This is a genomic window from Mesotoga sp. UBA5847, assembly GCF_002432735.1.
Lineage (GTDB): Bacteria > Thermotogota > Thermotogae > Petrotogales > Kosmotogaceae > Mesotoga.
Window position 1 is genome coordinate 1 of record NZ_DJGL01000099.1, and the last position, 8,513, is coordinate 8,513.

Here is an 8,513-nt window from a genome sequence, read left to right on the forward strand (position 1 = left end):
GTCGAGACGTTCGCTGCGCTCACGAGAAGACGAGAACTCTCTCCTGGGTTCTGTCTCTTTTTTTGTGTAAACCCCTTTTTTGTAATGGGTTTAAGAATCAGCTTATGTACTTAGCTAATCTTTCATACTTTATCACAAGTTGAGTAAGGATCTTTGACCATTCAAGTGGTCTTACTGTCCATTTCTTTGTTATATTTATTATTGCTAGATAAGCCATCTTTAAGAGAGAAGTATCCGTAGGAAAGACTCCCTTATTGTTCGTTACCTTCCTCAGTTGTCTATTAACTGATTCAATGGGATTAGTTGTATAAACCAATCTTCTCAGTTCCTCTGGATATTGAAAGAAGGTTGAAAGAGATTCCCAGTTTTCCTTCCAGCTTTTTATTGACAAGTGGTATTTGTCTCCCCACTTCTCTTCTAGTGCAAGCAATGCTCTCGTTTCTTTTCATTTGATCGTCATCAGTTAGTCTTTTCTCTTTCGTACTTGACGATTATCTCTTCAAGCACTTTCGCGGCCATTCTTACGGTCGGCTCACATCCGATAACTTCATCCCTGTACTTTTCTTTAAGTACTTTGCAATCAAGATGACCGTATCTCTTCTCGAATTCCTCAAGGAATTCTTCGGCGATACGTTTCATTTTCTCTTGTTTCTCGAATTCTTCACTGTTGAAAAGAATGCCAATCACCGCGAGGGAACCCGTTACTGCACCGCAAACGCTTCCGACTCTCATTCCTCCCCCGAAGGCACCCATGGTGTCGAACGCTTCTTTGGGAAGATTTAGATTGAATTCCTCGTTTGCTCCGTAAACCATCGCCTCTGCACAGTTTCTCTCTAGATCGTTTCTTGAATACTCCCTTCCTACAGCATCTTCAAGCATAATATACTCCTTCCTGACAGTCGGCTCCAGAACAAGACGGCATATCGATAAGTGTGCATTACGTATCACTTCTGATAGAATCTAAATATATTACTGAACTAAGGAGGTCTTTCATGTCAATACTACTAAAGAATGGTACAGTTTACCCTATCACATCCGATCCATTCAAAGGCGATGTCCTGATCGGTAACGGAAAGATTGAGCGGATAGGCCAGGGAATAGAGGAACCTGATGCAGAGGTAATTGATGCTTCGGGAAAGTATATTTTCCCCGGTTTCATTGATGCCCACTCTCATATTGGAATCTATGAAGAGGGTGTAGGCGGCTATTACGGAGATGGAAACGAAGCGACAGATCCTCTTACTCCCGATGTTTCAGTCGTTGACGCGTTTAATCCTCAGGATGCCGCAATAAAGCGCGCGTTATCAGGAGGAGTCACTACTGTCATGGTTGTTCCCGGTAGTGCGAACCCGGTCGGGGGTCAGGGCGCTATCTTCAAGTTCAAGAAAACCCTGATAGTCGACGACATGGTTGTCCGCGCTCCAGCAGGTTTGAAGATGGCGACAGGAGAGAACCCCAAGAGAGTCTACGGAGAAGGTTTCAAGAAAACGCCTTCCACTAGACTGGGAACGGCAGCTGTTATCCGTGGTTACTTCACAAAAGTCAGGGCCTACATTGAGAAGAAGAAGGCTGCTGAGAAAGAGGGAAAGCCCTTCACGGATATAGACCCGAAACTTGAGGTAGGAGAAAAAGTGCTCAAGAAGGAAATCCCCGCAAGAATTCACGCTCACAGACAGGATGATATTCTGACTGCAGTAAGGCTATCAAAGGAGTTTGATTTTGATCTTGTTGTGGAGCACGCAACTGAAGGCTACAAGATAGTAGATTTTCTCAAGAATAACAATGTTCCGGTTGTTCTTGGACCTATTTTCGGTTTTCGAACGAAACTCGAGCTTAAGGACATGAGTTACGATGCGCCAAGAATACTCAACGAAAAAGGCGTCCTGGCAGCTTTCATGTGTGATCATCCAGTCATTCCTCTTGAAAATACGAACGTTCAACTCGGTGTGGCTTTACGTTACGGCTCCAAAGAGGACGATCTATTCAAGATGGTGACGATAAATGCTGCGAAGATTTTGAAGATAGATGAGAGAGTTGGATCACTTGAAGTTGGAAAAGACGCAGATATTGCTATCTGGACTGATCATCCATTCAACCTTTCGGCGAAGGCAGAGAGAGTATTCATTGAAGGTGAAGAAGTATATAGCGATCTTTGATAAACGCTTTCTGTAAATATATCGAATTATTTGATGCGATTTAGGATCAAGCTTTGCCCGCGCTCTTCGTTGCGAGAGAAGAGTTCGTGGATTTAATTTGAGTGGAGGCCTTTTCAGGGGATAGGCTTCTCGTTTGAACCGGGAGCGCGAATCCAAGAAACTCAATGTAAGTGAAGCATTTGCCGAGAATTTCGCGAGGTGGGAATGGTCTGATGCACCATTTAAGAAACAAAAACTAGGCAATTGGACAAGCCTCTCTTGACAATTCGGCTTTGTGCGAGGTCTTGGAAAACCGAAACCTTTAACTCTCTTGTAGCCAGGTTGGGTGACTCTCACGAAATAGTAAGGGGTGGGTTCTATGAGTCGTTCTTGTTGAACAGAGAGAGATGCCGAGATAAACTGGTCCTTATTGATTGCGCAATTCTCGCCGTCATGCAGCAGCTCCTGAGGATTTTAACCATTCGACCAGGACGATGTCAAAGAAGCGGCATCTCGTCATGACCCAAGGATTCTCGTCATGAATTCGCTGAGACAAAGCGTTTCAAGTATGCTGGCGAGTTCTCTTGACTAGCCTGCGTGGTAAAATTGATATTACAGCGGGATAAGTAATCGAGTCCATGTTTTCAATGAGAATACTCTTTCGTTATAACAACTACGGTAAAGTGACTTAGACCGACAGCTGAACAATGAGGTCAAATCAACTCTAGGTAATGTCACGGCAGTTTTCGCAGTCTCTTATCCCGCAGATTGAACTGTTTCGCGCGAACGTTCTATTACGGAAACAGAGTCATGGGTATCTTAAGAAAAAAGGAAGTGAGATCTTGAGAGTTCTGTTGGTTTACCCTGAATACCCGGAGACATTCTGGAGTTTCAAGCATGCTTTGAAGTTTGTTTCTAAGAAAGCGGCGTATCCCCCACTTGGTCTCATGACCGTTGCTGCCATGTTGCCCGAAGAATGGGAGAAGAAGCTCATCGATATGAACACGGACACTCTGCGTGATGAAGATATCACAGAATCCGACTACGTAATGATTAGCTCGATGGACATTCAGCTTGACTCGGCAAAGAAGGTCATTCAAAGGTGCAGAGAGCTTGGTGTCAAAACTGTAGCGGGCGGGCCGCTTTTCACAACCAGACCCGAGGAGTTCAGTGAAGTCGATCATCTTGTTCTTGGCGAGGCAGAAATGACTCTGGCTCCGTTTCTTCATGATTTAGAGAAAGGCCAGGCTAAGCACATTTACAGATCTGACGGCTTTCCAGATATCGGAACCAGCCCCATTCCAAACTGGGCGCTTCTTGACATGAGAAAGTACTCTTCAATGAACATTCAATATTCCAGAGGTTGTCCTTATAATTGTGAGTTCTGTGACATTGTTCTGCTAAACGGACGAATTCCCAGGACGAAGAGCGCGGAAAAACTCACTGCCGAAATGGAAGCATTATATGAGGCTGGTTGGCGCGGGGGAGTCTTCATTGTGGACGACAATTTCATCGGCAACAAGACGAAGCTGAAGAGAGAGATTCTTCCGGCAGTAGCCGAATGGATGAAAGAGAGGAATTATCCTTTTGTACTGAATACAGAAGTCTCAATTGATCTTTCGGATGACGATGAACTCATGAAACTCATGGTCGACGCAAATTTTGGAACCGTCTTCGTCGGCATAGAGACTACCGAGGAGGAAAGCCTTCTTGAATGCGGTAAGTATCAGAATCGAAACAGAGATTTACTCTCATCTGTAAAGAAGATGCAGCAGTTTGGGCTGCAGGTTCAGGGCGGATTCATTGTGGGCTTCGATCACGATAAGCCTTCGGTATTCAGAAACATGATCGATTTCATTCAGAAGAGCGGTATAGTGACGGCAATGGTTGGTGTCCTCACTGCGCCTACAGGTACAAGACTCTTCATGAGGTTGAAAGAAGAGAACAGGATCGCATCGGAGTTCTCTGGAAATAACACAAGCATTCTGACTAACATAGTTCCTAAGATGGGACTCAAGAACCTTGAAGACGGTTACTATGAGATACTTAAGAGCATCTACGCTCCTAAACCTTACCGTCAGAGAGTCATTACCTTTCTTAAGAACTATAAACCTAATACACCTAGACATGTAAGACCCCTTTCCGATAGTCTTAAGGCTTTTCTGAAGTCCCTATGGGTACTTGGAATCCGTGAAAGAGGCAGAATACACTACTGGCTACTGTTACTGTGGACGGCCTTCTTTAAGCCGTCGCTTTTCCCACTGTCGGTGGAATTTGCGATATACGGCTATCACTTTCGGAAATCCCTTTCCTTTGCCCTGTTTGGAGAGAGCGGGTCAATACCGCCCAGTCATGCAGAAAGAGATTCAGAGTGATCAAGCATATCGCGGGCGCGAAGTAGCTGACCGGTGAACTATCAGACTCTTTGTTCGTAAGAGGTTATAATTGAGTTCAGTCAAATATCCCGACTCAAAGGGACAATGGGTTGATAACAGCAATTCATTGTGGCAGGAGCGAGAGTATAGTAGATGTCGCGAAAGAGTGTGAAATTCGGAAGCTTTCTAAGAAATTACATAGATGATACCGAAAAGTTCAAGAAATGGCTTCAGTTAGGCATGGGATTTGAGAACCTCAGAAGAAGGCATTTTCCAGACAGGGGTCGACCTCGATTTGTCAATACGGTCAATCATCTAGCGCTTGAGGAAGTCTATTTTGCAATAAAGGGTATCAGTACCGTGTGGGTGAATCTCATGGCCCCTTCTGAGCTTCTTCTTTCTGCGGGTCTTAACCCCGTCTCTGCCGAAGGCATTTCTGGAGCGCTTTCGTCGATGCATCTTGAGGACACGGCGATAGCATATTCTTCACAGGCGGGAATAAGCGACTCCCTCTGTACGTTTCATAGAGCTTCTGTTGGAGTATCTATGAGAAAGCTTCTCCCCCCGCCAAAGTTGGTGATGACGACAAGCATTCTCTGCGATGGAAATCTTCCAACCTTCAAAAGAATAGCCAAGGAATACGATGTTCCTTTCATTTTGATAGATGTGCCAAGAGGTCGAAAGAGTGAGGCTGTAGGATACGTTCTCTCGCAACTGAAAGAAGTTGTCGGCACGATCGAAGAAATCACAGGGGCCCCCTTCAAAATGGATGAGTTGTCGTTGAGATTGTCTTATGAAAGAGAACTCATGGAAAACCTCGAGGAGTCGAAAGCCAGAACGGAAGACTCGTATCTGCCTCAGCACTTGTATGAACACATGAACTCGTTGTATGTACTTCATACTCTGGCCGGGGATGGGAGAATTGCGGCGGCCTCCAGAGGTATCCACGAAAGGCTTGAAGCGATTTCCGAAAACGCGAGGAAGATCCTCTGGCTTCACATTCCTCCCTATTACGATAATGAGCTTTTCAATCTCTTCGTTCCGGGATCGAAGAACCTCGTGGTTGCCAGTGAGCTCATGTGGGACTGGATGTATCCGGTTGATCCACAGCGACCACTTGAGAGTCTCGCAGAGAAACTTGTCTATAATCCTCTTTGTGGAAGCGTGGTCGATCGTGGAAACTTCTGCCTGGATCTTGCACGCAGCTTTAGGGTAGATGGAGTGATCCACTTTTCTCACTGGGGATGCAGACAGTCGGCCGGAGGAGTGAGTTACTTGAAGAGTATATTCGAAGAGGAGAGAATTTCCTTTCTTGAGTTGACGGGTGACTGTGTTGACCATTCATCTCAGGGAGCCGGGCAGCTGCGGACTAGGACAGAAGCATTCCTGGAAATTGTGGAGAAGAGAAGATGATCTATTATTCATGCAGCTACATACCAATGGAAGTGATGCTCGGAAGCGCCTGTGAATTCCACAGAATCACCTCCTCTGCTCCGACCTCTTGTCACGAACTTGGATGCAATTTGTGCGGTTATGCAAAGACCGTCTACAAAAAAGGGATGGAACTGAATTCAGATGATTGTCTCTTGATAGCCGACTCTTGTGATGCGATGCGCAGAGTCGGAGATCTTCTCTCAGAGCTTTCGTCAGCCAAGGTTTTCATCCTCAGACTTCCGTGGAAGAGAGATGCTGACGCGGTGAAATTCCTTTGCCGCGAGCTTGTCGGTCTGACAGCTTTCCTCCAGAACTCCGGTATTACAGTTGACCTGCATACTGGAATAAACCGATTCAACGATATTGTGGAGTATGTGCAGGCAAATGAAATGCTGGTTGAAGGGACGGAGTTATCAAGGCTTTACCTTTCGGCGCTAGATGGCAGGAAAGCCGAAGTGAGCCCTTCTATTGCCAAGAGCGATGGACCGGGAAAACGGATTGCACTTAGCGGCGGAGTGACTGATCTGAAAAGCTTCGATAATGCAGTGGAGAAGGCCGGCGCAATAACAGTATCAAATGAGACCTGCCTGGGAAGAAGACCGTTTTCTAGCAAGACCGCCGATAACATCGAACCACTGGTTGCGATTGCCGAACGTCTGCTGAGGTGGAGATCTCCTTGTGGTCGCTTCTCCGAGCCATTTCCAGCTTCAGATGACAGAGCAGATGCGACTGTCTTTGTGGTTCCTAAGTTTTGCGACTTCTTCGACTTTGTTCGTGCCGGCGACAACGGAAAGAGTTACAGAGTTGAACTCGATTTTCCTCTAAATTCAGATGGACAGCTGACCACAAGAATCGGGGCTTTGATGGAGAAGAGTGACTTCAGATCAGTATCGCATGCTGAGGAGGGAAGTACGGTGATTTACGCAGGAGTTGATTCAGGTTCTACGACTACCAATGGCGTTCTGGTTGACGGGAACGGCAGGATACTCTTCTCGAAGACTTTGAAAACGGGAATTAGGGCCTCGAATACAGCAGAAGTTCTTATACAGGAGATGACCGAATTCTCCCGCAAGAATGGAAATCAAATTGGAAAGTGCATTTCTACGGGCTATGGAAGGCTGCTCGTATCATCTGCAAGTGATAAGATCACAGAAATCTCATGTCACGCCAGAGGCGTTTTCGAACTCTACCCCGAAGCCCGAGGAATCATCGACATAGGCGGTCAGGACAGCAAAGTTATCCGATTGAATTCCGGGGGAAGTGTAGAAGACTTTGCAATGAATGATAAGTGCGCCGCCGGAACGGGAAGGTTTCTTGAAGTGATGGCTTCTGCTCTTGAGCTTGGCACCGAAGAGATGTCGTCGCTTGCCCGAAAATCAAAGAAGGACATTTCGATCAGTTCGGTTTGCACTGTATTTGCCGAGTCTGAAGTTGTTTCGCTGATAGGATTGGGAGAAAGAATTGAGGATATTTCGGCCGGTCTATTCAAGGCGATAGCAAGAAGAGTGGGAGCGATGTATTCAAGATTGGGATCTCCAGAACCTCTTGTCTTCACCGGAGGGGTTGCGAGAAACCCCGGGGTAGTGGAGGCTTTGAATAAGTTGTTTGGAACGGAGATCCTCATCCCCGAAATACCCGATATAATGGGAGCTTACGGCGCCGCTTTGTTCGCAAGAGAGTCGAGTTCCGAGAGCGACATTGGATGAGCTTTTGAACTTCGCAGTTCTATGATTTGTCAGTGATGTGTAGGAGGTATATTTCATGGATCACCATGAAGAACTACGCAAGATTCCGAGTATTAGTGAAGAGATTATTGAAGACATCTACCATGTGAGACCAACTAAGGATCCTGGATAGTCGATCACGAAAGTGAAGAGAGAATCATTAATCGGTTTGACGAAAAGGTCGATACAATTACCGCTGCTTCGGAGTTAGCTGGCAGCAGTCCTGAAGGCAAGTTAGTGATTCATGATTCCAAGGGAAATGTCGATAGAGACGAGACCGTAAGAATTAGGTAAGTCACTTCAGGAAAAATTCGGAGGCACGCGAGTTTTCATTCCAGTCGCAGTCCACACTCGTTTAAGCAGACACTGAAAATGAAGAGTCGTTGACCGTCCGAAAGCAAGGACGCGTTCACCGATAAGATCGAGAGGAGACGAGAGAAATCCTTTCGAGAAGTTCGCTTCGCCCACGGGACGGCCAGAATATTGAAGTCAGCCACTATTGAAACAAAACGAATTGCACTGACTAGTATATTTGTGTGCAATGCCGTCGGGCAAAGCCCGACTGGTCTGCATAAGCAGAGTCGTGCGCTCCGATCCTTCAGATCCGATCTTCATTTCTCTTTCCTGGTGACGCAAAGTCGAAACCCTTCCCTAACCTCATCCCGTTATTCTGACATGCTGGTCAGAATCTCGATCTTTGAAACAGTTGCCAGTGACAAGTTGCGAGTTGAATAAGAAAATGGTTGTCCGTTATGGGTTCTCCGTTCTCCAAGACCGAGAGTTGCAAGTTCCATGATGCAAGTTGCAGGAACGGTTATATGTAAACGGTTCTCCGTTCTCCGAAA

At 46.1% G+C, this 8,513-nt stretch carries 7 protein-coding genes and 1 pseudogene; 5 read left to right on the forward strand and 3 right to left on the reverse strand.

Annotation, left to right across the window (positions count from 1 at the left end; all coding sequences use genetic code 11):
* Positions 1 to 97 precede the first annotated feature (97 nt).
* Positions 98 to 433 (reverse strand): annotated as a pseudogene (locus B3K91_RS12340) (transposase); the annotation flags it as partial.
* A gap of 26 nt (positions 434 to 459) precedes the next feature.
* Complete coding sequence (locus B3K91_RS12345; RefSeq protein WP_214059790.1) at positions 460 to 879, reverse strand: C-GCAxxG-C-C family (seleno)protein; 420 nt, start codon at positions 877 to 879, stop codon at positions 460 to 462.
* 113 nt (positions 880 to 992) lie between these two features.
* Here B3K91_RS12345 and B3K91_RS12350 point away from each other — a divergent pair, with 113 nt between their 5' ends.
* The 5 genes from B3K91_RS12350 to B3K91_RS13720 all read left to right on the forward strand — a co-directional run bounded on the left by B3K91_RS12350 (position 993) and on the right by B3K91_RS13720 (position 7,962).
* Positions 993 to 2,156, forward strand: coding sequence for an amidohydrolase (locus B3K91_RS12350; RefSeq protein WP_214059791.1), 1,164 nt, complete (start codon positions 993 to 995; stop codon positions 2,154 to 2,156).
* 821 nt (positions 2,157 to 2,977) lie between these two features.
* Positions 2,978 to 4,510: a B12-binding domain-containing radical SAM protein gene (locus B3K91_RS12355; protein WP_214079762.1), complete on the forward strand. Its 1,533-nt coding sequence runs from the start codon at positions 2,978 to 2,980 to the stop codon at positions 4,508 to 4,510.
* Positions 4,511 to 4,663: 153 nt separating this feature from the next.
* Complete coding sequence (locus tag B3K91_RS12360; RefSeq protein ID WP_292593102.1) at positions 4,664 to 5,923, forward strand: 2-hydroxyacyl-CoA dehydratase subunit D; 1,260 nt, start codon at positions 4,664 to 4,666, stop codon at positions 5,921 to 5,923.
* Positions 5,920 to 7,650 carry an acyl-CoA dehydratase activase gene (locus tag B3K91_RS12365; RefSeq protein WP_292593100.1) on the forward strand — a complete coding sequence of 577 codons (1,731 nt, stop codon included), beginning with the start codon at positions 5,920 to 5,922 and terminating at the stop codon, positions 7,648 to 7,650. Before B3K91_RS12360 ends, B3K91_RS12365 begins: the two co-directional genes overlap by 4 nt.
* A 177-nt stretch (positions 7,651 to 7,827) precedes the next feature.
* A complete protein-coding gene (locus tag B3K91_RS13720) occupies positions 7,828 to 7,962 on the forward strand; it encodes a hypothetical protein (RefSeq protein WP_414674589.1) in 135 nt (44 codons plus the stop codon).
* A gap of 371 nt (positions 7,963 to 8,333) precedes the next feature.
* Here B3K91_RS13720 and B3K91_RS12370 read toward each other — a convergent pair.
* Positions 8,334 to 8,513 (reverse strand): hypothetical protein (locus B3K91_RS12370; protein WP_292595316.1); only part of this gene is annotated, 180 nt, incomplete at its 5' end.